The 25,516-nt window shown below is 74.0% G+C and carries 25 protein-coding genes; 5 read left to right on the forward strand and 20 right to left on the reverse strand.

What is annotated here, in order from left to right; translation table 11 throughout:
* A partial coding sequence (locus ACYU8I_RS15275) for a hypothetical protein (protein ID WP_460842404.1) occupies positions 1-512 on the reverse strand: 512 nt, incomplete at its 3' end.
* Positions 513-734: 222 nt separating this feature from the next.
* On the opposite strand from ACYU8I_RS15275, the gene eccCa reads away from it, so the two are divergent.
* A complete protein-coding gene (eccCa, locus tag ACYU8I_RS15280; RefSeq protein WP_460842512.1) occupies positions 735-4,730 on the forward strand; it encodes a type VII secretion protein EccCa in 3,996 nt (1,331 codons plus the stop codon).
* Positions 4,731-4,780: 50 nt separating this feature from the next.
* Here eccCa and ACYU8I_RS15285 read toward each other — a convergent pair whose 3' ends face one another.
* From ACYU8I_RS15285 to ACYU8I_RS15320, 8 genes are all read right to left on the reverse strand, one after another.
* The gene (locus tag ACYU8I_RS15285) at positions 4,781-4,972 is read right to left on the reverse strand and encodes a hypothetical protein (protein ID WP_460842406.1); all 192 of its coding nucleotides are present in this window, start codon (positions 4,970-4,972) and stop codon (positions 4,781-4,783) included.
* Entirely contained in the window at positions 4,972-5,403 is a 432-nt protein-coding gene (locus ACYU8I_RS15290; protein ID WP_460842408.1) for an SRPBCC family protein, read from the reverse strand. The genes ACYU8I_RS15285 and ACYU8I_RS15290 overlap by 1 nt, the downstream gene beginning before the upstream one ends.
* The gene (locus ACYU8I_RS15295; protein WP_460842409.1) at positions 5,403-6,311 is read right to left on the reverse strand and encodes a phosphoribosylaminoimidazolesuccinocarboxamide synthase; all 909 of its coding nucleotides are present in this window, start codon (positions 6,309-6,311) and stop codon (positions 5,403-5,405) included. Before ACYU8I_RS15295 ends, ACYU8I_RS15290 begins: the two co-directional genes overlap by 1 nt.
* Positions 6,312-6,435: 124 nt before the next feature.
* Positions 6,436-6,576, reverse strand: coding sequence for a hypothetical protein (locus tag ACYU8I_RS15300; RefSeq protein ID WP_460842411.1), 141 nt, complete (start codon positions 6,574-6,576; stop codon positions 6,436-6,438).
* 155 nt (positions 6,577-6,731) lie between these two features.
* On the reverse strand, positions 6,732-8,306 hold the full coding sequence (locus ACYU8I_RS15305; protein ID WP_460842413.1) for a M28 family metallopeptidase: 1,575 nt from the start codon (positions 8,304-8,306) through the stop codon (positions 6,732-6,734).
* 152 nt (positions 8,307-8,458) lie between these two features.
* Positions 8,459-9,877, reverse strand: coding sequence for an adenylosuccinate lyase (gene purB / locus ACYU8I_RS15310; RefSeq protein WP_460842514.1), 1,419 nt, complete (start codon positions 9,875-9,877; stop codon positions 8,459-8,461).
* 85 nt (positions 9,878-9,962) lie between these two features.
* Positions 9,963-11,189: a phosphoribosylamine--glycine ligase gene (gene purD, locus ACYU8I_RS15315; protein WP_460842415.1), complete on the reverse strand. Its 1,227-nt coding sequence runs from the start codon at positions 11,187-11,189 to the stop codon at positions 9,963-9,965.
* A 477-nt stretch (positions 11,190-11,666) separates the two neighbouring features.
* Entirely contained in the window at positions 11,667-12,947 is a 1,281-nt protein-coding gene (locus ACYU8I_RS15320) for an adenylosuccinate synthase (protein WP_460842417.1), read from the reverse strand.
* Between the two features lie 205 nt (positions 12,948-13,152).
* Between ACYU8I_RS15320 and ACYU8I_RS15325 the strand changes: the two genes are divergently transcribed.
* On the forward strand, positions 13,153-14,064 hold the full coding sequence (locus tag ACYU8I_RS15325) for a diacylglycerol/lipid kinase family protein (protein WP_460842420.1): 912 nt from the start codon (positions 13,153-13,155) through the stop codon (positions 14,062-14,064).
* Here the strand turns inward: ACYU8I_RS15325 and ACYU8I_RS15330 are convergent.
* The 5 genes from ACYU8I_RS15330 to fbaA form a co-directional block, all read right to left on the reverse strand.
* Entirely contained in the window at positions 14,053-14,475 is a 423-nt protein-coding gene (locus tag ACYU8I_RS15330) for a DUF3151 domain-containing protein (protein ID WP_460842422.1), read from the reverse strand. The genes ACYU8I_RS15325 and ACYU8I_RS15330 overlap by 12 nt on opposite strands.
* A 130-nt stretch (positions 14,476-14,605) precedes the next feature.
* Entirely contained in the window at positions 14,606-15,154 is a 549-nt protein-coding gene (locus tag ACYU8I_RS15335; protein WP_460842424.1) for a PepSY domain-containing protein, read from the reverse strand.
* 103 nt (positions 15,155-15,257) lie between these two features.
* Positions 15,258-16,559 (reverse strand): sensor histidine kinase, encoded by a 1,302-nt coding sequence (locus tag ACYU8I_RS15340; RefSeq protein WP_460842427.1) that lies wholly within the window; start codon positions 16,557-16,559, stop codon positions 15,258-15,260.
* Positions 16,552-17,229, reverse strand: a complete 678-nt coding sequence (locus ACYU8I_RS15345; RefSeq protein ID WP_460842429.1) for a response regulator transcription factor — start codon at positions 17,227-17,229, stop codon at positions 16,552-16,554. The genes ACYU8I_RS15340 and ACYU8I_RS15345 overlap by 8 nt, the downstream gene beginning before the upstream one ends.
* Positions 17,230-17,299: 70 nt before the next feature.
* Positions 17,300-18,331, reverse strand: coding sequence for a class II fructose-bisphosphate aldolase (fbaA, locus tag ACYU8I_RS15350; RefSeq protein ID WP_460842431.1), 1,032 nt, complete (start codon positions 18,329-18,331; stop codon positions 17,300-17,302).
* A 66-nt stretch (positions 18,332-18,397) separates the two neighbouring features.
* On the opposite strand from fbaA, the gene ACYU8I_RS15355 reads away from it, so the two are divergent.
* Entirely contained in the window at positions 18,398-18,748 is a 351-nt protein-coding gene (locus ACYU8I_RS15355; protein ID WP_460842433.1) for a hypothetical protein, read from the forward strand.
* Here ACYU8I_RS15355 and ACYU8I_RS15360 read toward each other — a convergent pair.
* From ACYU8I_RS15360 to ACYU8I_RS15380, 5 genes are all read right to left on the reverse strand, one after another.
* The gene (locus ACYU8I_RS15360) at positions 18,745-19,692 is read right to left on the reverse strand and encodes a hypothetical protein (RefSeq protein ID WP_460842436.1); all 948 of its coding nucleotides are present in this window, start codon (positions 19,690-19,692) and stop codon (positions 18,745-18,747) included. The genes ACYU8I_RS15355 and ACYU8I_RS15360 overlap by 4 nt on opposite strands.
* A 2-nt stretch (positions 19,693-19,694) precedes the next feature.
* Positions 19,695-20,333: a TrmH family RNA methyltransferase gene (locus ACYU8I_RS15365; RefSeq protein WP_460842517.1), complete on the reverse strand. Its 639-nt coding sequence runs from the start codon at positions 20,331-20,333 to the stop codon at positions 19,695-19,697.
* Between the two features lie 275 nt (positions 20,334-20,608).
* Positions 20,609-21,274, reverse strand: a complete 666-nt coding sequence (locus ACYU8I_RS15370) for a DedA family protein (protein WP_460842439.1) — start codon at positions 21,272-21,274, stop codon at positions 20,609-20,611.
* Complete coding sequence (pyrE, locus tag ACYU8I_RS15375; RefSeq protein ID WP_460842442.1) at positions 21,271-21,831, reverse strand: orotate phosphoribosyltransferase; 561 nt, start codon at positions 21,829-21,831, stop codon at positions 21,271-21,273. The genes ACYU8I_RS15370 and pyrE overlap by 4 nt, the downstream gene beginning before the upstream one ends.
* Positions 21,832-21,883: 52 nt before the next feature.
* The gene (locus ACYU8I_RS15380) at positions 21,884-22,594 is read right to left on the reverse strand and encodes a class E sortase (protein WP_460842444.1); all 711 of its coding nucleotides are present in this window, start codon (positions 22,592-22,594) and stop codon (positions 21,884-21,886) included.
* Between the two features lie 116 nt (positions 22,595-22,710).
* Here ACYU8I_RS15380 and ACYU8I_RS15385 point away from each other — a divergent pair, with 116 nt between their 5' ends.
* A complete protein-coding gene (locus ACYU8I_RS15385) occupies positions 22,711-23,895 on the forward strand; it encodes a pyridoxal phosphate-dependent aminotransferase (RefSeq protein WP_460842447.1) in 1,185 nt (394 codons plus the stop codon).
* Positions 23,896-24,016: 121 nt separating this feature from the next.
* On the opposite strand, the gene ACYU8I_RS15390 is transcribed toward ACYU8I_RS15385, so the two are convergent.
* Positions 24,017-25,141, reverse strand: a complete 1,125-nt coding sequence (locus ACYU8I_RS15390; protein ID WP_460842450.1) for a hypothetical protein — start codon at positions 25,139-25,141, stop codon at positions 24,017-24,019.
* Positions 25,142-25,197: 56 nt separating this feature from the next.
* On the opposite strand from ACYU8I_RS15390, the gene ACYU8I_RS15395 reads away from it, so the two are divergent.
* Complete coding sequence (locus ACYU8I_RS15395) at positions 25,198-25,497, forward strand: hypothetical protein (protein ID WP_460842452.1); 300 nt, start codon at positions 25,198-25,200, stop codon at positions 25,495-25,497.
* Positions 25,498-25,516 lie beyond the last annotated feature (19 nt).

Consider the following 25,516-nt stretch of genomic DNA (forward strand, 5'->3'; position numbering starts at 1 on the left):
CGCCGGGGCGGCGCCACCAGCGCCGCACCGAGCGCGAGGACCCCCGCCGAGACGGGGCGGGCCCAGGCCGACGTGGACGCGGCGACGGGCGCGAGACCGACGGCCACGGCCGCGACCAGCGCCACCACGGCCGAGAGGACCAGGACCGCCGGACCGGAGCGGCCCGACACCGCGGTCGCCGGCCCGCGGCCCGCGTCGTCGTGCGCCGTCCGGGAAGCCCCCGCCCCCGGACCGTCGAGCACCACGACCAGCAGGTCGCCCTGGTCGAGCACGTCGTCGGCGTCGGTGTCGGCGGCCAGCGGCAGGCGGCCGGGCAGGGCCAGGGCCGGCACGTGCGCGGCGCCCACGGCGGCGGCGTACGCCTCGGCGACCTGCGCGACCTCGCTGCCGAACGGGACCACCAGGTCGGCCGAGCCGTCGGGGCCGGTGACGCTGATGCGCAGCGCCGCGTCGGTGCCGTGGGTCGGTCGCAGGAGCGGCGGTGCGGCCCCGGTGTCGGCTGTCACTGCCACGCCCCCTCGTGCTGTGTCGCTCGTGCTGTGTCGCTCGCGCCGTGTGGTCCCGGCGCAGGTCGAGGGCTGGTCGTTCTGCCCCACGACGTCCGACTGGACGCTTATCATCATGCCGCAGGGGGTCGGCGTACGCCGGAGATCGCTCGACCTCGCGGTCCGGTGGGGTCCACCGCGGCCGACCCGAGCTGATCCCGAGCGAATGAGGAGCTGGCCGTGACCGCCATGCTGGGAACGTCGCGCGGCTCCCTCGAGGTGCCGCAGCTGCCGCAGGGCTCCATCGAGCTCGAGCCGCCGCCGGAGCTCGAGCCGCACGAGGGCGCCGCCGGCGTGCTCATGATGGCGCTGCCCATGCTCGGCAGCGTCGGTGCCATCGTCTTCGTCGCTGCCGGCGGGGCCGGGAGCGCCGGGCCCGCGCGCTACATCGCCTCGGGCATGTTCCTCGTCGCGATGCTCGGCTTCGTCTTCGTGCAGCTCGACCGCCAGCGCAAGCAGCGGGCCGACAAGGTCGGCGGTGGGCGGCGCGAGTACCTCCGCTACCTCACCACCGTGCGCACCACCGTCCGGGCGGCGGCCGACCAGCAGCGCCGCAGCCTCACCTGGCGCTTCCCCGAGCCCGACGCGCTCCCGGCGCTCGCGGAGGACCGCACCCGGCTGTGGGAGCGGCAGCGCGACGACGAGGAGTTCCTGCAGGTCCGCTACGGCGTCGCGCCCCAGGAGCTGGCGCTGCAGCTGGTGGCGCCCCAGACCGCCCCCATCGACCAGCTCGACCCCGTCGCCGCGTCCGCGCTGCACCGCCTCATCGCCGTGCACCGCGTGCAGCCCGACCTGCCGGCGGCGCTGCGCCTGGGTGCCTTCAGCCGCATCGAGGTCACCGGCGACGTCGCCCACGCGCGCGCCCTCGCCCGCGCCCTGGTCTGCTCGGCCGCCGCCGCGCACACCCCCGACGACCTCGTGGTGGCCGTGCTCGGGTCGTCCGCGGCGCTGCAGGAGTGGGACTGGGTCAAGTGGCTCCCCCACGCCCACAGCCCGGAGCGCAACGACGCGCTGGGCCGCAGCCGGATGCTCGGCGACTCGCTGGACGAGCTCTTCGAGCTGCTCCCCGCCGACGTGCGCGACCGACCGCGCTTCACCGGAGCCAGCACCGACACCACCCCCCACCTCCTGCTCGTCGTCGACGGCACCCAGGTGCCTCCCGGCGGTGCGCTGCTCCCCGAGGAGGGTCTCGAGGGCGTCACCGTCCTGGAGCTGCCCGCCCGCTGGGGCGAGCTGGACGACGCCACCCGGCTGCGCCTGCACCTCGAGCCCGCGCTGCTCCCCGGTGGCCGCGTCCCGCTCACGGCCGTCCGGCTCCGCGAGCAGCCCGCCCGCGCCGCGGGCGACCAGATGTCGCTCGCCTCCGCCGAGGCGTTCGCCCGGCGGCTCGCGCCGCTCGAGACCGACGACGGGCCGGTGCGCGAGGACACCACGAAGGCCGCACCCGAGCTGCTCGACCTGCTCGGGCTCGGCGACGTGCACGACCTCGACCTCGAGCGGGCCTGGCGGCCGCGGCCCGAGCGCGACCGACTGCGCGTGCCGATCGGCGTCGGCGACACCGGCAGCCCCGTCCACCTCGACATCAAGGAGTCCGCCCAGCAGGGCATGGGGCCACACGGCCTGGTCATCGGAGCGACCGGCTCCGGCAAGTCGGAGTTCCTGCGCACGCTCGTGCTCGGGCTGCTCGCCACGCACTCGAGCGAGACGCTCAACATGGTGCTGGTCGACTTCAAGGGTGGCGCCACCTTCGCCGGGCTCTCCGGGGCGCCGCACGTCTCGGCGGTCATCACCAACCTCGAGGGCGAGCTCACGCTCGTCGACCGCATGCAGGACGCCCTGTCCGGCGAGATGGTGCGCCGCCAGGAGCTGCTGCGCGCGTCCGGCAACTACGCGTCGCTGCGCGACTACGAGAAGGCGCGGGCCGACGGCGCCGACCTCCAGCCGCTGCCCAGCCTGTTCATCTGCGTCGACGAGTTCTCCGAGATGCTCTCGGCCAAGCCCGACTTCATCGAGCTCTTCGTCGCGATCGGTCGTCTGGGCCGCTCGCTCGGCATCCACCTGCTGCTGGCGAGCCAACGCTTGGAGGAGGGCCGCCTGCGCGGCCTCGAGAGCCACCTGTCGTACCGCGTCGGCCTGCGCACCTTCTCCGGCGCCGAGTCGCGCGCCGTGATCGGCGTGCCCGATGCCTACGAGCTCCCGCCGGTCCCGGGCCTGGGCTACCTCAAGCCCGACCAGTCGACGCTGCTGCGCTTCAAGGCCAGCTACGTCTCCGGCCCGCCGCCCAAGCGCGGCCGCAAGGGCAAGCGCTCGGCCAGCGGGCAGACCACGATCCTGCCCTTCACCGCCGCGCACGTGCTGCCGCCGCAGTCGCTCGCCGACGACCCCGAGCCCGACGTCGTCGAGGCCGTCCCCGAGACCACCGACGCCCGCTCCATCATCGACATCGCGGTCGCGACCTTCGAGGGCCGCGGCCCCGAGGCGCACCAGGTCTGGCTGCCGCCGCTCGACGTGCCCGACACGCTCGACGAGCTGCTCCCCGACCTCGTCGAGACGCCCGAGCTCGGCCTGCACTCGCCCGCGCGTCGCGCCCACGGCGGCCTCCGGGTGCCGCTCGGCACGGTCGACCGTCCGCGCGAGCAGCGTCGCGACGTCCTCGAGGCCGACCTGCAGGGCGCCGGCGGTCACGTGGCCGTCGTCGGCGGTCCGCGCAGCGGCAAGAGCACCCTGCTGCGCACCCTCGTGGCGGGGGTGGCGCTCGGCAGCACCCCGACCGAGTCGCAGTTCTACGTCCTCGACTTCGGCGGCGGCACCTTCGCCTCGATGGCCGAGCTGCCCCACGTGGCCGGCGTCGCCACCCGCTCCGAGCCCGACACCGTGCGCCGTACCTATGCCGAGATCGTCGGTATCGTCGACAAGCGCGAGCGCTACTTCCGCTCGCAGGGCATCGACTCGATCGAGACCTACCGCCAGCGCCGGGCCGAGGGCACGGCCGACGACGGCTACGGCGACGTCTTCCTCGTCGTCGACGGCTGGAGCACGCTGCGCAGCGACTTCGACGACCTCGAGCTCGGCATCCAGACCCTCGCCCAGCGCGGCCTCACCTTCGGCCTGCACGTCGTCACCGCCGCTGGCCGCTGGGCCGACTTCCGCCCCGCGATCCGCGACCTGTTCGGCAACCGCTTCGAGCTGCGCCTCGGTGACCCGATGGACTCCGAGATCGACCGCAAGATCGCCCAGCTGGTGCCCGAGGGGCGCTCCGGGCGCGGCCTCGTCGCCCGGTGGGGCTCGAAGCTGCACTTCCTCGGGGCGCTGCCCCGCGTCGACGGCAACGCCGACCCGCGCACCGTGGGCCGCGGCGTCGAGGACCTCGTCGAGCGCTCCCGCAAGGCCTGGCAGGGCCCCCAGGGCCCGAAGCTGCGCCTGCTGCCCTCGCGGATCGACCTCGGCGACGTGCTCACCCAGGCCGAGCGGATCTTCGGGCTCGCCGACCAGAAGCTGTACGTCGCCATCGACGAGCGCGACCTCGCCCCGGTCGGGCTCGACGTCGACGCCGAGCCGCACCTGGTCGTCTTCGGCGACTCCCGCTCGGGCAAGAGCGGCCTGCTGCGCACCTACCTGCACGAGGTGATGCGCACCCGCACGCCGAAGCAGGCGCAGGTGCTGACGATCGACTACCGCCGCTCGCTGCTGGGCGAGGTGCCCGACGACTACCAGATCAGCTACCTCACCTCCGCCGCCCAGGTGCAGGAGGAGATGTCCGGCCTGGCCCAGTGGCTGCAGAAGCGGATGCCCGGCAACGACGTCACGCCGCAGCAGCTGCGCGACCGCTCGTGGTGGACCGGCGCCGACGTCTTCGTCGTGGTCGACGACTACGACCTCGTCGCCACCGGCAGCAGCTCGCCCGTCGCCCCGCTCGTGCCCCTGCTCGGCCAGGCCCGCGACGTCGGCCTCCACCTCGTCGTGGCCCGCCGTGCCGGTGGTGCCGGGCGGGCGGGCTACGAGTCGGTCCTGCAGTCGCTGCGCGAGCTCGCGATGCCCGGCATCCTGCTCTCCGGCGACCCGCAGGAGGGAGCCCTGCTCGGCAACACCAAGCCCCGCAAGGCCGGCCCCGGCCGCGGCCAGCTCGTCACCCGCGACCGCGGCACCGAGGTCGTCCACCTGGCGTGGAAGGAGCCGAGCCTCTAGGGGTGGGTCGCTGCTGCAGGGTCTCCCCGCGGGAGGACCCAGCCGGCCGGCTAGGAGCGTGGGCCGCGGAGGGCGACGAAGCCGAGGGCGACGCCGAAGCCGGCGACCACCGGACCGACGACGGCCCAGAAGCTCTCGCCGGTCATGGCGGAGCCGCCGACGTAGCCGAGGCCCTGGAAGGTCCAGAGCCCGCCGACCACGACGAGCAGCGCGGCGGCGGCGAGGGCGACGACGCGACCCATCAGCGGTGCTCGCGCTCGGAGAGGATGCGGCCGGCCTTGGCGAGGTCGGCCTTGACGGCCGGGAGGCCGCCCAGGGTCGCGACCGGCCCGACGACGGCGAGCACGCCCGAGACCCGGATGCCGAGCTCGACGTCGACCCGGCACCCGGTGCCGTGGGGCGAGAAGGTCAGGGTGAGGTCGGCGGTGACGTTGCGCCAGGTGCCGCTCTCGGACCACCGCACGCCGGGCTCGAGGTCGGTGGTGGTCATCTGCGCCACCAGGCCGACCGCGGTGTGGTCCTCCCACCGCTGACCGACGTGCGGCTCGCCGGTGTCGCGCAGCTCGACGCGTCGCAGCGACGACTGCCACTCCGGTCGGTGGACCGGGTCGCTGAGGTAGGCGCAGGCGACGTCGGGAGCCACGTCGTACGTCAGGGTGCCGCGAGCCCGCATCAGAAGTGCTCCCCCGTGAGCCGCTCGAAGGCCTCGACGTAGCGTGCCCGGGTGCGCTCGACCACGGCCTCGGGGAGCGCGGGCGGCGGGGTGGTGCCGTGGCGGTCCCAGCCGCTCTCGGGCGAGGTCAGCCAGTTGCGCAGCACCTGCTTGTCGAACGACGCCTGCACCCGCCCGGGCTGCCAGTCCTCGGCCGGCCAGAAGCGGCTCGAGTCGGGCGTCAGGACCTCGTCACCCAGCACGACCTCGCCGCGCTGGCCGCGCGTCTCGTCGGTGCGGGTGCCGAGCTCGAGCTTGGTGTCGGCCAGCAGCACACCGGCCTCACGGGCGATCGCCTCGGCGCGGGCGTAGACCGCAAGCGTGAGCGAGCGCAGCTCCTCGGCGCTCTCGCGACCGACGTCGGCGACGACCCGCTCGAAGCTGACGTTCTCGTCGTGGTCGCCCAGGGCCGCCTTGGTGGCGGGGGTGAAGACGGGGGTGTCGAGCCGGCTCGCCTCGACCAGCCCGGGCGGCAGCGGTACGCCGCACACCTCGCCGCTGGCCTGGTAGTCGCTGAGGCCCGACCCGGTGAGGTAGCCGCGCGCGACGCACTCCACGGGGAACATCGCGAGCTCCTCGCACACGACGGCCCGGCCGCGGACCGCCTCGGGCACGTCGGTGGACACCACGTGGTGGGGGACGAGGTCGCCGAGGCGGTCGAACCACCACAGCGACATCCGGGTGAGGATCTCGCCCTTGTCGGGGATCGGGGTGGCGAGGACGTGGTCGTAGGCCGAGATCCGGTCGCTGGCCACCATCAGCAGCCGACCCTGGTGGGGGCCGTCGTCGAGGCGGTAGAGGTCGCGCACCTTGCCGGAGTGCAGGTGGGTCGCTCCGGGGACCGCCGGTGCCGCGGGGAGGTCGATCACCTCGTCAGCCTAGGCGTCGTGCCTGGGCGGCGGACGCGCGCCCGGACCGAGCGCCGGCACCGGACGCGCCGACGGGGGCGTGCCGTGACCGGCACGCCCCCGCTGGAGCTGGTGACGCGGAGCGTCAGAGGATCGCCTTGAGGATCGCCTTGCTGGGCTTGGCCTCGGAGTCGGCCGACGCGCTCGTGGCGGGGACGGCGCTCACGGCGATGGCGACGGTGGCGGCCAGCAGCAGACCTCGGACGGTGCGGCTCTTCGTGTTCATCTGGGTTCCCTCCCCGGACTTCGCGAGCCCCAGTGGCTCGCGGACAGGCACCACGATAGTCTATTTATCCGTTTTGGGCCGGTAACGGGAGAATCCCGAGAAAGTCACGGCCGGTGCCCCCCACGAGGGAGCACCGGCCGCGACGGGAGACCGCGTCAGCGTCGGGCGTCGTGCCCGACCAGGTGGTCCTCGTCGGCACCCGCGGCACGGGCGCCCGGGGCCTGGCGCTGCAGGCCGTCGAGCGAGCGGGTGCTGCGCGCGAGCGTCCACACCGAGTGCGCGATCGCGTCGCTCATCTGGTCGAGGGCGGTGACGTCGATGTTGTCGATGTCGTCGCACGCCTGGTGGTAGCACGGGTCGAAGGCCTCGCCCGCGGTGCCGCCATACAGCCCGACCTGCGTCTGGCTCTTGATCTCCTCGGCACCGGTGAACAGGCCGCCCGAGGCGACGCCGGCGTCGAGGAACGGACCGTAGTCGCTGCGACCGTCGAAGGCGGTCGGCTCGTTGGCGAGCTTCTTGACCCCGAAGTAGTTGGTGAAGAGGTCCTCGAGCTGGGCGGACCCGTCAGGCCCGTCGATCCCGGTCCCGAGCGAGTTGTCGCCGTCGTAGACGAAGCGCGCGAAGTTCGGCGAGCCAACCATGTCGAAGTTCAGGTAGGCCCGGATGTCCTCGAGCGCGTCGGGGTTGTTCTCCGCGAGGTCGGCGACGTAGTTCTCCGCGCCGAGCAGGCCGAGCTCCTCGGCGCCCCACCAGGCGAAGCGCACCTTGTTGCGCACCGACGACTGCTTCTTGGCCAGCTGCTCGGCGACCTCGAGGATCGCGGCCGAGCCGGAGCCGTTGTCGTTGATGCCAGGGCCCTCGGGGACGCTGTCGAGGTGGGCCCCGACCATGATCACGTTGGAGGGGTTGCCACGCGGGGTCTCGGCCGTCACGTTCCACGTCGGCCGGTCCTCGGTGATGACGTCGGCCTTGACGCGCGCGGTGGTGCCGTCGGCGCCGAGCTCTGCGCCCGTCTCGAAGTCGGTGCCGAGCGCCGGGATGTCGGCCGGGGCGCCGAGCGTGCCGTTGAGCACGTCGGTGCCCGGGTTGTCGGGGAGGTCGACCCCGCGGTTGAAGACGATCGCCGCGCCGGCACCGGCGTCGGCGGCGTTCTGCACCTTGACGGCGAAGTCGCAGCTGCCCCGCTGGACGAGCGCGATCGCCCCCTCCGGGAAACCGGTGAAGTCCTCCGGCTCGCAGCCGCTGGTGCTCGCGGTGTCGGGCTGGAGGTCGGTGTCGACCGGCACCACCGGGGCCTCGACCTCACCGCTGCCGGAGTAGGTCATCACCCGGAAGTCCTCGCCGTCGACGTAGGCCTTGGGCGTGGGGGTGAGCCGCTCGAGCTCGGTGGGCGTCGTCTCCTGGAAGAAGGTGAAGTCGAAGGTCTGCACCTGCGGGCGGTAGCCGGCGTTGCGGAGCTGGCGCACGACGTAGTCACGAGAGGCCTTGTAGCCGGGCAGGCCGGAGGCGCGGTTGTCGTCGTTGGCGTCGGCGATGCGCTGGAAGGCGCGCAGGTGGTCCTGGATGCCCTTGACCGCGACGGTCTTGCGGAAGGGGTACGACGCTGCGACGTCGGGGTCCTGCTTCTTCTTGGGGGCGGCGTCGGCGGCGGTGGTGCCGACGGTCACGGCCGACGCGCAGGCGAGCGCGCTGAGCGCTGCGACGACGCGGGAGCTTCTGGACAGGCGCATGCTTCTCCTCGAGACGAGACCCGTCCCGGCCCCGGGCTGGGCACCGCGGTCGGCGGTGTGGGACGGATCACGTGAACCTAGGTCCGTGACCCGGGCCCGGCAACGCCCGACACGTTGCAAGATCCTGCAGTCGCAGGTGTGTGCAACGCGGCCTAGAGGATGGCGCCCGGAGTGTACGACGCCGCGGCGGGCTCGGTCGCCAGCACCCGCTCGACGTGGGCGACCACCTCGGCGACCTGCGAGCGGGCCGCGCCGGTGAAGGTCAGCGGGTCGGCGACCGCCGCGTCGAGCGCGGCGCGGTCGAGCCCGAGCCGGGCGTCGGCCGCGAGGCGGTCGGCGAGGTCGTTGTCGGCCTGGCCCTGGCGCATGCCGAGGGCCACCGCGACGGCGTGCTCCTTGATCGCCTCGTGGGCCTGCTCGCGACCCGCCCCGCCGCGCACCGCGGCCATCAGCACCTTCGTGGTGGTGAGGAACGGCAGGTAGCGCATCAGCTCGCGCTCGACCACCGCCGGGAACACCCCGAACTCGTCGAGCACGGTCAGGAACGTCTGGAACAGGCCGTCGGCGGCGAAGAACGCGTCGGGCAGCGCCACGCGGCGTACGACGCTGCAGCTGACGTCGCCCTCGTTCCACTGGTCGCCGGCGAGCTCGCCGAGCATGCTCAGGTGACCGCGGAGCACGACGGCCAGGCCGTTGACGCGCTCGCAGGAGCGGGTGTTCATCTTGTGCGGCATCGCCGAGGAGCCGACCTGGCCCTCCTTGAAGCCCTCGGTCACGAGCTCGTGGCCCGCCATGAGCCGGATCGTGGTGGCGAGGTTGGACGGCCCGGCCGCGAGCTGCACCAGCGACGAGACGACGTCGAAGTCGAGGGAGCGGGGGTAGACCTGGCCGACGCTGCTGAGAACGCGCTCGAAGCCGAGGTGGGTCGCGACGCGACGCTCGAGGTCGGCGAGCTTGTCGGTGTCGCCGCCGAGCAGGTCGAGCATGTCCTGCGAGGTGCCCATCGGCCCCTTGACGCCGCGCAGCGGGTAGCGGGCGAGCAGGTCGTCGAGGCGCTCGACGGCGACCAGCAGCTCCTCGGCGACGGTCGCGAAGCGCTTGCCCAGGGTCGTCGCCTGCGCCGCGACGTTGTGCGAGCGGCCGGCCATGACGAGCGCGTCGTGCTCGGCCGCGAGACGCGCGAGCCGGGCGAGCGTGGCGAGGGCGCGGGTGCGCAGCAGCTGCAGGCTCTGCCGCACCTGGAGCTGCTCGACGTTCTCGGTCAGGTCGCGGCTGGTCATGCCCTTGTGCACGTGCTCGTGACCCGCGAGCGCGCAGAACTCCTCGATGCGCGCCTTCACGTCGTGGCGGGTCACCCGCTCGCGGGCGGCGATGCTGGCCAGGTCGACCTGCTCGACGACCGCCTCGTAGTCCTCGACCACGCCGTCGGGCACGTCGACGCCGAGGTCGCGCTGCGCTCGCAGCACCGCGATCCAGAGCCGGCGCTCGAGCACGATCTTGTGCTCGGGGCTCCACACCTGCGCCAGGTCGCTCCCGGCGTAGCGGGTGGCCAGGACGTTGGGGACGCTCACGCTCACGTGCCTCAGTCTCCCACCCGGCCCGGGTGCGGCCGGCGTCGGCTCAGGCGTCGGCTCAGGCGTCGGCCCAGGCGTCGGCTCAGACCCCGGCGGCGATGTCGGTGCGGGACTGCGCGCCGGGGAAGGAGACCGCGGCCACGCCGGCGTACGCCGCCTCGCGCGCGGCGGCCACGTCGGTGCCGGTGGCCGTCACGGCGAGCACGCGACCACCGGCGGTCACGAGCGTGCCGTCGACGACGGCGGTGCCGGCGTGCACGACGTCGACCCCGTCGGGCAACCGGTCGACCGTGATGGGGTCGCCCGTCGACGACGACTCGGGGTAGCCCGCGCTCGCCATCACGACGGCGACGGCGGCGCCCGGGCGCCAGCGGGGCGGGTCGACCTCGTGCAGCGTGCCGTCGGCGGCCGCCTTGAGCAGCGTCGCGAGCGGCGAGTCGAGCAGCGCCATCAGGGCCTGGGTCTCGGGGTCGCCGAAGCGGGCGTTGAACTCCACCACCCGCACGCCCCGGGAGGTGAGGGCGAGCCCGGCGTACAGCAGCCCCGCGAAGGGGGTGCCGCGCCGTGCCATCTCGTCGACGGTCGGCTGCAGCACGCGGTCGTGGACCTCGGCGACGAGGTCGGCGGGCGCCCAGGGCAGCGGGGTGTAGGCGCCCATGCCGCCGGTGTTCGGGCCGGAGTCGCCGTCGCCGATCCGCTTGAAGTCCTGCGCCGGCTGCAAGGGGTAGACGGTCGCCCCGTCGGTGACGGCGAACAGCGACACCTCGGGCCCGTCGAGGAACTCCTCGACCACGACCTGCTGGCAGCCGGCCGCGTGGGCGACCGCCTCGTCGCGGTCGTCGGTCACGACGACCCCCTTGCCCGCCGCGAGCCCGTCGTCCTTGACGACGTACGGCGGGCCGAAGGCGTCGAGCGCGTCGGCCACCTGCTCCGGCGTGGTGCACACGTGGGCCATAGCGGTCGGCACGTCGGCCGTGGCCATGACCTCCTTGGCGAAGGCCTTGGAGCCCTCGAGCCGGGCGGCCTCGGCCGACGGCCCGAAGCACGAGATGCCGCGCTCGCGCACCGCGTCGGCGACCCCGGCGACCAGCGGCGCCTCGGGCCCGACCACGACCAGCCCGACCCCGAGGTCGTCGGCGAGCGTCGCGACGGCGTCGCCGTCGAGGGCGTCGACGTCGTGCAGGGTGGCGAGCGCCGCGATGCCGGGGTTGCCGGGCGCCGCGTGCACCTCGCTCACCGAGGGGTCACGGGACAGCGCCAGCGCCAGCGCGTGCTCACGCCCGCCGGGGCCGATGACGAGGACCTTCACGGGCGGTGACCCTACCGACGCACGACCCGGCGCCTCACGCCCACGGGTCGCCCGACTCGCGCAGCGCGGGTACGACGTGCCCCGAGGTGCGCCTCCCAGGTCGCGTCGGGCTCCACCTGGGCGGCAGACCTCCCAGCCACGGCCGGTCAGGCGTACGACGCGTCCCCGCCGGTCGGCGGGGTCGCGCTCGACGTGGGACCGACGCTCCAGCGTGCTGGTGCACGCGCAGGAGGTCGTGCGCCCCCTCGGGCGTCGCCAGGTGGTGCCCGTCGGCGACTCGTGCTCTCCGGGGGGAACCCGGGCCCCGTCGCCGACCTGCTCCTGCCGCTCACCGGCCCGGAGCCGTGGCGAGCGGTCGGCTGGCCGCGACTCAACTTTTCGAACGAGAAGCTCCTCCGGCTCCGGTTTCCGACCGATCCGCTCCCTGCGCCCCGGCGTGTCGGGGGCTTTTCGAACGAAAAGCACCGGCCGGAGGCCTCAGTCGACGACGATGGTCTGGTCGCGGCCCGGGCCGACGCCGACGGCCCAGAACGGGGCGCCCGACATCTCCTCGAGCGCCTTGACGTAGCGCTGGGCGTTCTTGGGCAGGTCGGAGAACTGCCGGCAGCCGGAGATGTCCTCGGACCAGCCGTCGAGGTGCTCGTAGACGGGCTTCGCGTGGTGGAAGTCGGTCTGGGTCATCGGCATCTCGTCGTGACGCACGCCGTCGACGTCGTAGGCGACGCAGACCGGCACGGTCTCCCAGCTCGACAGCACGTCGAGCTTGGTCATGAACAGCTCGGTGAGGCCGTTGACGCGCGAGGCGTAGCGGGCGACCACGGCGTCGTACCAGCCGCAGCGACGGTTGCGCCCGGTGGAGACGCCGACCTCGCCGCCGCGGTCCCAGAGCTTCTCGCCGTCCTCGTCGAAGAGCTCGGTCGGGAACGGACCGGAGCCGACGCGGGTGGTGTAGGCCTTGATGACGCCGATGACGCGGTCGATGCGGGTGGGCCCGACGCCCGCGCCGGTCGAGACGCCGCCGGCGACGGGGCTGCTGCTCGTGACGAACGGGTAGGTGCCGTGGTCGACGTCGAGCATCGTCGCCTGCGCGCCCTCGAAGAGCACCGTCTCGCCGCGGTCGAGCGCGGTGTTGAGCAGCAGCGAGGTGTCGCGCACCATCGGCTGCAGCCGCTCGGCGTACGAGCGCAGGTCCTCGACGACCTCGTCGACGCTGATGGCGCGGCGGTTGTAGACCTTGGTGAGCAGGTGGTTGCGCACCTCGAGCGCCGCCTCGACCTTCTCGACGAGGATCTTCTCGTCGAACAGGTCGGCGACCCGGATGCCGACGCGGTTGATCTTGTCGGCGTACGCCGGGCCGATGCCACGGCCGGTGGTGCCGATCTTGTTCTTGCCGAGGAAGCGCTCGGTGACCTTGTCGATGGTCGAGTGGTACGACGCGATGACGTGCGCGTTGCTGCTGACGACCAGCTGGCCGAGCTCGACGTCGCGCGCGAGCAGGGCGTCGTACTCGCGGAACAGCGCCTCGGGGCTGACCACGACGCCGTTGGCGATGACGTTGGTGCAGCCGGGCGTCAGGATGCCGCTGGGCAGCAGGTGCGTCGCGAACTTCTGTCCGTCGACGACGATGGTGTGGCCGGCGTTGTGACCGCCCGAGGTGCGCACGCAGTAGTCGATGGACTGCTGGGTGGTGAGCAGGTCGGTGGCCTTGCCCTTGCCCTCGTCACCCCACTGGGCTCCGAGCACGACGATCGCGGGCATGTGCACCCCTCCATGGCGGGTGTCCGGTGATCGGGGCCCACGGGCGTCGTCGCCCGGCCAGGCCACGAGCCCGGCTCCCCCGACCGGGCTCGACGGCGGGCCACGCTACCAGCCGTCGGCCCTGCTCAGGGTGTCCGACCGCGTGCTGGGAGCGGGCCGCGGGGTTCTGCGCCGAGACCTGCCGCGGTTGGCTACCGTGACGGGCGTGGACCCCCTCCTGGTGATCGCGAACGCCGAGGCCGGTGGGGAGGAGCGCGACGACCTCGAGGTGGCCCTCACGGTGCTGCGCGAGCACGCCGACGTGGAGGTCGCCCGCACGAGCAACCCGGGTGAGCTCGACGGCGTGCTGCACCGCGCGGGGTCGCGCACCATCGTCGTCGCGGGCGGCGACGGCAGCCTGCACGCCGTGGTGGCCGCGCTGCACCGCCGCCAGGAGCTCGGCGAGCGCACGCTCGCCCTGCTGCCCTTCGGCACCGGCAACGACTTCGCCCGCACCCTCGGCATCCCGCTCGAGCCCGAGCCGGCGGCCCGCGCCGTGCTCCACGGTCACGAGCAGCCGATGGACCTCGTCGTCGACGAGGTCGGCCAGGTGGTCGTCAACAACGTGCACCTCGGCGCCAGCGCCCAGGCCAGCCGCCGCGCCACCCGCTGGAAGAAGCGCCTCGGCAAGGTCGGTCTCGGCATCCTGGGCTACCCCATCGGGGCCGCGCTGGCCGCCGTGAAGCCGCCGTACGTACGGCTGCGCGTGGAGGTCGACGGCGAGGTCGTCGCCGACGTCGACGAGCCCGTGCTGATGGTCGCCATCGGCAACGGCGCGACGGTGGGCGGCGGCACGCCGGTCACCCCCGGGGCCGACCCCTCCGACCGGAGGCTCGACGTGATGGTGTCGCGGGCCACGGGGCCGGTGGAGAAGTTCGCCTACGTCGCCTCGATGGTCGTCGGCAAGCACGAGCAGCGCGACGACGTCGTCGCCCGCAGCGGACGCACCGTCACGGTCAGCGGCGAGGAGTTCTACCTCTCCGCCGACGGCGAGGTCGACGGCCCGGAGCGCCGCCGCACCTGGCGGCTCGAGCCGGCGGCCTACCGCATGGTCGTGCCCCCGTCGTCAGACTCCTAGGGCCTCGGCGGCCTCGGGGCTCGAGTCGCGCAGGAACGCCGCGCACCGCTCCTGCTCGGGCGCCTCGCCGATGAGGCCGGCGGCCTTGGTCAGCGCGGCCAGGGCGCGCAGGAAGCCGCGGTTGGGCTCGTGCTCCCACGGCACCGGGCCGAAGCCCTTCCAGCCGTTGCGCCGCAGCAGGTCGAGGCTGCGGTGGTAGCCGACGCGGGCGTAGGCGTAGGCGGTCACGTCGTCCTCCGCACCGTCGAGCGCCTGCTCGGCCAGCTCGGCCCAGGCGAGCGGGGAGTCGGGGTGCCGACGCACGACCGCGCGCACGTCGTGGCCCTCGTCGAGCAGCGCCGCGGCGGGGTCGACGGGCAGCAGGGTGGGCGGCGGACCGCCCAGCAGGTCACGTCCGGCGAGGTCGCTCATGGGGCTGATCGTGCCAGGCGGCCCACGAGCAGGGCCGCCGACCCCGCGAGCCCGGCCGTCGTCCGCACACCCGAAGGCGACGAGGCCCCCGGGGCGTCTCCCGGGGGCCTCGGTCGTGGGGGTACGCCGCTCAGCGGTCCTGGCGGCTGTCGACGACGGTGAAGTCGTCGGCGAGGTCGACGTCCCACTCGGTGGTGCCGTCGGCGCCGAGCACCTCGACGTCGTACGCCACCCCCCGGTCGTCGCTGGCCTCGACGTCGAGCACCCGACCGCCCTCGACGGCGCCGAGCGCGGCCCGCTCGGCCCGGTCGCGCTCGTCGGCGGAGAGGACGCGGTCGTCGGCGTCCCGGTCGTCCCGCTCCTCCTCGGCACCGTCGGGCCGGTCGGTGTCACGCTCGACCAGGCCGAGGTCGGAGTCGAGGGCGAGGTCGACCTCGGTGCCGTCGGCCTGGCGGACCTCGACCTCGTAGGCCTCGCCGCGGTCGTCGCTGGTCTCGACGCTGGTCACGTCGCCGCCGCCGGCGAGCTCGGTGGCGGCCTGCGCGACCCGGTCGCGCTCGGTGCCGCCGACCTGGTCGGCCGCGGCGGTGGTGGCCCAGGCGGTGCCGCCGACGCCGAGCGCGAGGACGGCGACGGCGGGGACGAGGACGCGCTTGCGGGTGAGGGTCGAGCGGTTCATGACGGTGGTTCCTCCTGGTCTCGATGACGTGGTGGGACCACCGTGCGCCAGGGTCGCTGAACCCTTCCTGAAGCCGCCTGAAGGCCCGTTCAGGAAGGCCGGTTCAGGAAGGCAGGCGCACGACGAACGCGGCGCCGCCGAGGTCGGAGCGATCGACGACCACGGTGCCGTCGTGCGCCCGCACGGCGTCGCGCACGATCGCCAGGCCGAGGCCGCTGCCGCCGGCGTCGCGCGCCCGGGCCTCGTCGAGCCGCACGAACCGGTCGAAGACGCGCTCGCGGTCGGCCTCGGGCACCCCGGAGCCGTCGTCCTCCACGCGCACCTCGACGACGGACCCGTCGGCGCGGCACGACAGCCGGACGGCGCCGGTGGCGTGCCGGGCGGCGTTGTCGGCGAGGTTGCGCAGCACCTGGGCGAGCGCGAGCCCGTCGCCGCGCACCCGCCCGGGCGCGACCCGGGAGGCGTCGACGTCGAGGCCCTTGCTCCGCAGCCGCGCCGCCTCGGCGAGCACGAGGTCGTCGAGGTCGACGTCGGCGTCGACCCGCAGCCCCCCCTCGTCGGCCCGGGTCAGCAGCAGCAGCTGCTCGACGAGCCGCTGCATCCGCGCCGACTCCTCGAGCACGGCGTCGACCAGCTCACCCTCGGGCAGCGCGCCGGGGTGGGCGCGCGCGACCTCGGCGGTCTGCCGCAGGCTCGCCAACGGCGAGCGCAGCTCGTGCGAGGCGTCGCCGACGAACTGCCGCTGCTGGTCGCGCGCGGTCTGCAGCCGACCGAGCATGCCGTTCATGGTGCGGGCCAGCCGGCCCACCTCGTCGCGGGTCGCGGGCTCGGGCACGCGGCGCTCGAGCCGGTCGCCCGTGATCTGCTCGACCTCGGCGCGGATCCGCTCGACCGGCCGCAGCGCGCGGCCGACGACGGCCCAGGTGGTCAGGCCGACCACGAGCAGCAGCAGCGGCGCCCCGACACCCAGCAGCGGCACCAGCGCCGCCGTCGAGTCGCCGACCTCCTCGCGCGAGACGCCGACCGAGGCGGCGTACCCCTCGCCCTCCTCGACCGCCACGACGTAGGACGCCTCGCCGCCCGGCAGCGCGAACGCGTCGGCGTCGTCGGTGGGCAGGTCACGACCCAACGGCTGCGACGCGGCGACCACCGCGCCGGTGTCGTCGCGGACCTGCCACACCTCGTCCTCGGGCTCGTCGTCCTGCTCCTGCGCGGTCGGCAGCGTGCCCGTCTCGGCCTGCGCGACGAGGGCCGACGCCCGCTGCTCAGCGGCCTGCTCGAGCCCGCCGACCAGGGCGCCGCGGCTCAGCAGCACGAGCGCGACCGCGCCGACGAGCAGGGCGATCGCGACCACGCCGACGGCGGCGAGGGTGGTGCGCAGCCGGACCGACGTCGCCCTAGCCACCGTCGCTCCGCAGCCGGTAGCCCGCCCCGCGCAGCGTCTCGATGGCCTGCCGCCCGAACGGCCGGTCGACCTTGTTGCGCAGGTGGCGCACGTAGACCTCGACGATGTTGGGGTCGCCCTCGAAGTCGACGTCCCAGACGGCCTCGAGGATCTGGCGCTTCGAGACCACGTCGCCCGGGTGCCGCATCAGGAACGCCAGCAGCGAGAACTCCCGCGCCGTCAGCTCCAGCCGCTCGTCGCCGCGGCGTACCTCCCGGGCGGCCGGGTCGAGCCGCAGGTCGCCCGCCTCGAGCACGGTCGGCCGCTCGCGCGCGCCGCGTCGTACGACGGCCCGCAGCCGCGCGACCAGCACGGGGAAGGAGAACGGCTTGGTCAGGTAGTCGTCGGCCCCGGTGTCGAGCCCCTCGACCTGGTCCCACTCGCCGTCCTTGGCGGTGAGCATCAGCACGGGGGTCCAGTCCTCCTCGGCGCGCAGCGTCTCGCAGACCTTGTAGCCGTTGATGCCGGGCAGCATCAGGTCGAGCAGGATCGCGTCGTAGGTGTGCTCGCGCGCCAGCCACAGCCCGTCGGTGCCGTCGTGGGCCACGTCGACCGCGAACCCCTCCGCCTCCAGCCCGACCCTGAGCGACCGCGCCAGCCGCACCTCGTCGTCCACCACCAGCACCCGCATGCCCGACATGCTCCCAGCCGGTCGCTGAAGGGGCGCTGAACGCGCGTGACCGGCGCGAGCCGGCCGAGGCTCAGCCGATCGACTGGCCGGCGGAGCGGAGGTTCTCGCAGGCCTCGACGACGCGGGCGGACATGCCGGCCTCGGCGGCCTTGCCCCAGGCGCGGGGGTCGTAGGTCTTCTTGTTGCCGACCTCGCCGTCGATCTTGAGCACGCCGTCGTAGTTGCTGAACATGTGGGCGGCCACGGGGCGGGTGAAGGCGTACTGGGTGTCGGTGTCGACGTTCATCTTCACCACGCCGTAGTCGAGCGCCTCGGCGATCTCCTCGGGCGTGGAGCCGGAGCCGCCGTGGAAGACGAGGTGGAAGGGCTTGGCGCCCTCCTCGAGCCCGAACTCGGAGACGACGGCGGCCTGGGCGTCGCGCAGCACCGAGGGGCGCAGCTTGACGTTGCCGGGCTTGTAGACGCCGTGCACGTTGCCGAAGGTCAGCGCGGTCATGTAGTAGCCGCGGTCGCCGTGGCCGAGCGCCTTGGCGGTGGCGATGGCGTCCTCGGGGGTGGAGTAGAGCTTGTCGTTGATCTCGGCCTCGACGCCGTCCTCCTCGCCGCCGACCACGCCGACCTCGATCTCGAGGATGATGCGGGCGTCCTGGCAGGCCTGGTGGAGCTCCTCGGCGATCTGGAGGTTCTCCTCGAGCGGCACCGCCGAGCCGTCCCACATGTGGCTCTGGAACAGCGGGTCCTCGCCGCGGGCGACGCGCTCCTTGCTGATCTCGAGCAGCGGCCGGACGAACCCGTCGAGCTTGTCCTTGGGGCAGTGGTCGGTGTGCAGCGCGATGTTGACGGGGTAGTTCTTCGCCACCTCGCGGGCGTACGCCGCGAACGCCGCGGAGCCGGCGACCATGTCCTTGACGGTCGGCCCGGAGAGGTAGTCGGCGCCACCGGTCGAGACCTGGATGATGCCGTCGCTGCCGGCCTCGGCGAAGCCCGCGAGCGCGGCGTTGAGGGTCTGCGAGGACGAGACGTTGATGGCCGGGAAGGCGTAGGCGCGCGACTTCGCGGCGTCGAGCATCTCGGCGTACTTCTCGGGGCTGACGATGGGCATCTGGTCACTCCTCGACACGGGTGGCGGGTCCACCCCAGACCCTAGTGGGCCGACTACCGTCCGACCATGCCGACGCTGACCCGGGAGGCACGGGCCCTGCTCCCGCTCGTGCTGTCCGCCGTGCTGATCGCGGGCGGGCTCTACAACCTCGTCTTCGTCGTGGCGAGCGCGCTGTCACCGCTGCTCGAGGAGCTGCTCCCCCCGCCGTTCTTCGCGGTGCTGCTGGCGCTGCCGCTGCTCGCCCTGGCCGTCTGGCTGCTCCTCACGGCCCGCGGCGCCGCCCGCGAGGGCGTGCGCGACGCGTGGCACCACGTCGCCGTCACCGCGTCGTGGCTGTCGTTGGTGCTGGTCGTGATGTCGGCGGCGGCTCTCGTCGGCGCGATGCTGAGCCGCTGGCCGTCGGGGTCGGGCTTCTAGCCGTGCGGTGCGACGGGTGGCGGCGGCAGCTCGCCGCGCGCCAGCCTGCGCGCGTGCACCTTCTCCATCCGCTGCGCCCGCCGGGCGTGGGCGCGACGGGTGCGGGGCGACCCGAGCGTCGCCGAGAGCGGCGTACGACGCGTCGGCCACCAGCTCTCCTGTGCCCGGACCACCGCCCGCATCAGCCCCCGCACGGCGGCCGCGGCCGCCGGTGAGGGCGAGCCGAGCCGGTGCACCTCGCGCACCCGCGCCGGCATCAGCAGCAGCACCTGGGCGCGTCCGAACCAGTGCATCGGCGGCGGGAAGTAGCGGTCGCAGTACTGCTGCACCATCGCCTCGACCAGCACGTGGCCGTCGTCGGTCGCCGGCCAGGGCCGGGCCTCGTACTCCTCGGCGAAGGCCCGCATGCCGGCCATGTCGGCCGGGAAGCCCGTGACCGGCCCGTGCTCGCCGACGAAGAGCCCAGCGAGGTCGGCGAGGAAGCGGTGCCAGGCGAGGTCGAGGTGGGCCGGCTGCGGCGGCAGGCCGAGCACCTCGCGCATCCGCGGCACGAAGCAGCCGATGGCGCACAGGGTGTAGACGAAGTCGTCCTCTGAGTCGAAGGCGCCGGGGAAGCGCTTCGCCAGCGCCAGGTGGTAGCGGTTGAGCCGCTGCACCGACGCGGCCGTCTCGGGCGAGCGGGCGCCATGACGGAACCACGTGACCAGGTAGTCGCGCCCGTCGGTGTGGCGCTGCTCGCCGCGGTGCAGCAGCTTGCCGGTGCCGAGGAAGGTCGCCGAGGCGGCGGGCGGCAGCGCGGTCTGGGCCGTGGTGACCAGCAGGGTCATCGCGATGATGGTGTCGTTGAGCTGGTGCTCGGCGAGCAGCCGCATCACCCCGTCTGCGTCCTCGACGGGGTCGAGCTCGGCGAGCCGTCGCGGCAGCCAGGTCCAGGGCGCGGGCACCGTCAGCCCCGCCAGGTCTCGGTGGCGTCGAGCTCGGCATGACGCACCACCCAGGAGTGCATCGCGATCGCCGCGGCTGCGGAGGCGTTGATGGAGCGGGTCGAGCCGAACTGCGCGATGGAGAACGTGCCCGCGCACGCCTCGCGCGCCGCCTGCGACAGGCCCGGGCCCTCCTGGCCGAGCAGGAAGCACACCCGCCGCGGCACCTCCCACGTCTCGAGGTGGTGCGAGCCGGGGAGGTTGTCGACGCCGTACAGCGCGACGCCCTGCGCGTCGAGGTGCTCGCGCAGCGCGGCCGGGTCGGCGTGGTGACGCAGGTGCTGGTATCGGTCGGTGACCATGGCGCCGCGGCGGTTCCAGCGCCGGTTGCCGACGATGTGCACCTCGGCGGCGAGGAAGGCGTTGGCGGTGCGCACGACGGTGCCGATGTTGAAGTCGTGCTGCCAGTTCTCGATCGCGACGTGGAAGTCGTGGCGGCGGGTGTCGAGGTCGGCCACGATCGCCTCGAGCCGCCAGTAGCGGTAGCGGTCGACGACGTTGCGCCGGTCGCCGTCACGCAGCAGCTCGGGGTCCCACTGCTCGCCGGTCGGCCACTCCCCCTGCCACGGCCCCACCCCCACCTCGGCCGGCCCGTGCGGCATCGGGTCGTACGGCGCCCGCTCGCCCGCGCCACCCTCCGCCCGCACCTCGGCGACCCCCGGTCCCTGAGGAGCCCGCGAGGGACGAGCGGGCGTCACGAAGGGCCCGGCGGCGCCGCCCTTCGCCCGCACGTCGGCGACCCCCGGTCCCTGAGGAGCCCGCGAGGGACGAGCGGGCGTCACGAAGGGCTCGGCGGCGCCACCCTCCGCCCGCACCTCGGCGACCCCCGGTCCCTGAGGAGCCCGCGAGGGACGAGCGGGCGTCACGAAGGGCTCGGTCATCGGGGTCGGGCGCGCCGCTCGCGGTTGACCGAGCGCACCCGGTTGACGAGGAACCACGCGACGCCGAGGACCACGAGGCCGACGACGACCTTCTGGAAGGCGCCGGTGTAGGGCTCGATGCGGGGCCACTGCTCGCCGAGGAAGAAGCCCAGCAGCACGAACAGGGTGTTCCAGATCAGGCTGCCGGCCAGCGTCAGCACGAGGAAGAGCGGCATCGACATCCGCTCCAGACCCGCCGGCACGGAGATCAGGCTGCGGAAGATCGGCACCATCCGGCCGAAGAACACCGCCTTGGTGCCGTGCTTGGCGAACCACGCCTCGGTGCGCTCGAGGTCCTCGGTCTTGACCAGCGGGATCCGCTCCCAGACCCAGTACATCCGGTCGCGGCCGAACGCCAAGCCGATGTAGTACATCGCCACGGCCCCGACCATCGAGCCGAGCGTGGTCCAGAAGATCGCCGCCCACAGCGTGAAGTCGCCGCGGCTGGCGGTGAACCCGGCGAGGGGCAGGATGATCTCGCTGGGGATCGGCGGGAAGACGTTCTCGACGGCGACGATGAGCCCCGCGCCGGGCCCGCCCAGCTTCTCCATCACGTCGACGGCCCAGCCGGAGATGCCGGTGAGGTCCTGGCCGTCGGCGGCCGAGAGCGGGACCGCGATCACGTGCGGGCCTCGCGCGCGGCGTCGAGCTGCGCCTTGGTCAGCACCGGGCGCACCTCGAGACCGACGTCGGCCAGCGGCTCCTCACCCTCCGGGCTGCGGTCGATCGCGCACACGACGGTCTCGACGACGGCGCCCGCCTCGCGGAGCGCCCGGGTCGCGTCGCGCACGGCGCCGCCCGTGGTGATGACGTCCTCGACGAGGGTCACCCGGCGACCGGCCACGTCGGGGCCCTCGGCCAGCTTGCAGGTGCCGTAGGTCTTGGCCTGCTTGCGCACGAACAGGGCCGGGAGGCCGGTGCGGGTGGCCAGCACGGTCGCGATCGGCACCCCGCCGAGCTCGAGACCGCCGAGCAGCTCGGTGTTCTCGGGCACCAGCGGAGCCATGGCGTCGACGACACGGGCGAGCAGCGCCGGGTCGGACTCGAAGAGGTACTTGTCGAAGTACTCCGAGGCCACCTGCCCCGAGCGGAGCGTGAACTCCCCGGTCAGGCGGCAGGCGGCGTCGACGTCGGCCGCCAGGCCACGGTCCGCGGCGGTGTCCGGGGTCTCGTCAGGCATGAGCGTCACGCTAGCGAGCGTTCCTGGGCGCTGCCTGAGCGGCGTACGGCGCTCAGGCCTGCGTCTTCGGCTCGGTGTCGACGAGGATGCCGAAGGAGATCATGCGGTTGTCGGTGTGGAACAGCTCGGAGCACGTCGTCAGCGTGATCAGGCGCTGCCCCGGCTCCTGCTCGGGCTGCACGCCGCCGTCGGGGTTCTTGGGCAGCGGGTCGGTCACCCAGATGCCGGTGAACGGGATGACGAGCCGGTTGGGGTCGGTCGTCAGCTCGTAGGTGTACGTCGCCTCGGCGGTCTCGACGACCACCTCGTCGCCGGGCCGCAGCTCGGGCATGCGCCGCAGCGGCTCGCCGTGGGTGACGCGGTGGGCGGCGAGGGCGTAGTTGCCCTTCTCGCCCGGGTTGGCGGTGCCCTCGAAGTGGCCGTAGCCCCGGGAGAGCACCTCGTCGCTGGTGCCCTCGAGGACGGGCACGACGTAGTCGTCGCCGAAGGCCGGGATCCGGATCAGCGCCGAGGCCTGGCCCTGCGGGACGTACGCCGGCTCGAGGCGCTGCCCGCCACGCTCCCACTGCTGCTGCAGCTCGTCGGTGACCTGGGTGTGCGCGCGCTGGGAGGTCCAGTTGGTGCCGTAGAACTGCCAGCCCACGTAGCCGATCATCACGACGCCGGCGAGCATCATCGTCACCCCGAGCCAGGTCACGGCCCGGCGTGCGGGGCTGGGCCGACCGCGGCGCCGGGGGGTCCCGGGGGTGACGGCGGTCGACATGGGAGCCATTGTGACCGAAGGCCGGTCGCCGCGACGGGGCTTCGCCCGTGCTCGTCGACCCACGCCGGGTCCGGCGGGGGCGTCGCGCTGTCGGAGGCCGTGGGTAGGTTCGGGCCATGACCGCCACCCCGTCCCGACCGAGTCGCGCCGCCCGCCGCCTCGACGGGGTCGGCTCGACCATCTTCGCCGAGATGTCGGCGCTCGCCGTGCGCACCGGATCGGTCAACCTCGGCCAGGGCTTCCCCGACGTCTCGGGCCCCGACCGCGTGCTCGAGGCGGCGTACGACGCGATGCGCGCGGGCCGCAACCAGTACCCGCCCGGCCACGGCACCCCCGAGCTGCTCGACGCGGTCGTCGCCCACCAGGAGCGCCACTACGGCATCAGCCTCGGTCGTGAGCAGGTCGTCGTCACCACCGGTGCGACCGAGGCGGTCGCCGCCGCCGTGCTGGGCCTGACCGACCCGGGCGACGAGGTGGTGGTGTGCGAGCCCTACTACGACAGCTACCGCGCCATGCTGCAGCTCGCCGGCGCCGTACGACGCCCCGTCACGCTGCGGGCGCCCGACTTCCGCCTCGACGCGGCCGAGCTCGAGGCGGCGGTCACCGACCGCACCCGCGTGGTGCTGCTCAACACCCCCCACAACCCGACCGGCCACGTGATGACGCGCGCCGAGCTCGAGGCGGTCGCCGACGTCGCGCGCCGCCACGACCTGGTGGTGGTGACCGACGAGGTCTACGAGCACCTCGTCTTCGACGACCACGAGCACGTGCCGATCTGCACGCTGCCCGGCATGGCCGAGCGCACGCTGACGATCTCGAGCTCGGGCAAGACCTTCTCGCTCACGGGCTGGAAGATCGGCTGGGCGACCGGTCCCGACGACCTCGTCGCCGCGGTCGAGGGCGCGAAGAACTGGCTCTCCTACTCCTCCGGCGCCCCGTTCCAGCCGGCCATCGCGCACGCGCTGACCCACGAGGAGGAGTTCCACGCCGCGCTGCGCGCCGACCTCGCGGTCAAGCGCGACGTGCTCTGCGACGGCCTGGCCGGGCTGGGCCTCGAGGTGTTCGTGCCGCAGGGCACCTACTTCGCCACCACCGACGTCTCCTCGCTCGGCTGGGACGACAGCATGGCCTTCTGCCTCGCCCTGCCCGAGCGCGCGGGGGTCGTCGCGATCCCCTCGCAGGTGTTCTACGACGAGGGGTCCGAGGAGGGCCGCCACCTCGTGCGCTGGGCCTTCTGCAAGGAGCGCTCCGTCATCGACGACGGCCTCGCCCGCCTCGCCGCCGGCCACCTCGCCCGCTAGGCCCGCGCTCGTCCGACCGGCACGCCGCGCGGGCGACTAGTGCACCTGTTTCGTCAGTTGTGCCCCGGGATCTCGGGCCTCAACTGACGAATTCCCCGGCTGACCGGGGAATTCGCGCCTCCTAGCGCTGCGGGGGCGGGGGCGACAGCCCGTGGTCGCGGGCGGCGAACCACGCCCGCGAGCGGGGGTGGAACAGCAGGCCGACGGTGGCGGCGCAGAGGATCACGACGGGGATGCCGAACGGCATGCTCACCAGCGCCAGCACCCCGGCCACGACGGCCGAGACGACGAGCAGCCAGCGGGCCCAGTCGTGGCGGCGGCGGGCCAGCTCGGCGAGCACGCAGGCGGCGACGGCCCAGCCGCCGAACATCAGCACCATCGTCCACACGACGGCGTCGAGCATCCCGACCGGCACCTGGATCCCGTCGGCCTGGGCGGTGCGCTCGAGCTCGCCGCGCAGCGTGTCGGGGGCGAGCAGCCACACGGCCAGCGTGGCCGCCATGGCGAGCGCGACGACGGCGCCGCCGACCCAGGTCAGGGCGACGGCGACCCGCACCTGGGCGGGGGCGCGGTCGCCCGGGGTGCTCGACCAGGGACCGCCCGGCTGGGTGGGGTCGGGGTACGGCGCCGGGTGCTGGCCGTAGGGGGCCGGCGGATGGTGTGGTGCCACCGGCAGCGGCGCGGGACGGGCGTCGCCGTACCCCTGGTGCGGGGGCGGGACGGAGGAGGTGCCCGAGGAGACGCCGGCGGGCGGCGCGGGCGGGGTCTCGGGGGCCCGGTCGGTCGGCGGCGGCGCGGTGCGTCCGCGCGGCGCGACCTCGCGGACCGGCCGGCCGGCGAACCAGTCGCGCGCCGGGCCCGACCACAGCGACGTCGTGCCCATGGCGACGAGCAGGCCGAGGAACACGCCCGTGATCGGCGTCGTCAGCAGGATCGGCACCGCCGCGACCGACAGCGCGACCCGGGCGCCGCGGTGGCGCTGCCAGGCGAAGATGCCGCTGACGAAGGCGACGGCCGCGGCGACCGCGGTGACGTACAGGCTCCAGCGCATCACCTGCAGCAGCAGGTCGACGTCGACCCGGAAGCCGGAGCTGCTCATCGCCTCCTCGAGCTGCTCGCGCAGCTGCACCGAGGACAGGCTGCCGAGCCCCTCGAAGACCATGACGACGAGGAAGAGCGAGCCGCTCACCGCGAACGCGGCGCCCCAGGTGACCTGGCGGGGACGGGCCGACGTCTTCTCGCTCATGCCGCTCATCCTCTCAACCGCCGGGTGGCGCGGCGCGGCGCCGTACCATCAGCGGCATGGACGCGCGCCCGCCCCGGCTGCCGCTCCCCTACGCGCTCGTCGTGGCCGGCGGCCTCGTGGCGGGCCTCGCGCTCCTCCTCGCGCCGCTGTCGCCGCAGCCGACGGCCGTTCCCGTCGTCCTCGGCGTGCTCGCCCTGGCTGTCGCGGCGTCGCTCGCGCTGCGCCTGCCGCTGGTGGCGCTGCGGGTCGGCGGGGCGCTGCCGCCGACGGCGTACGCCGCCTGGCCCACGCGCCGCGCCCTGGTGCTCGACGTCGAGCACCACCCGCGCCGACCGCGTGCTCCCGGGGTCCGCTGACGCCTCCGCGCCAGCCGAC

The sequence above is a fragment of the Nocardioides marmoraquaticus genome (assembly GCF_054777915.1).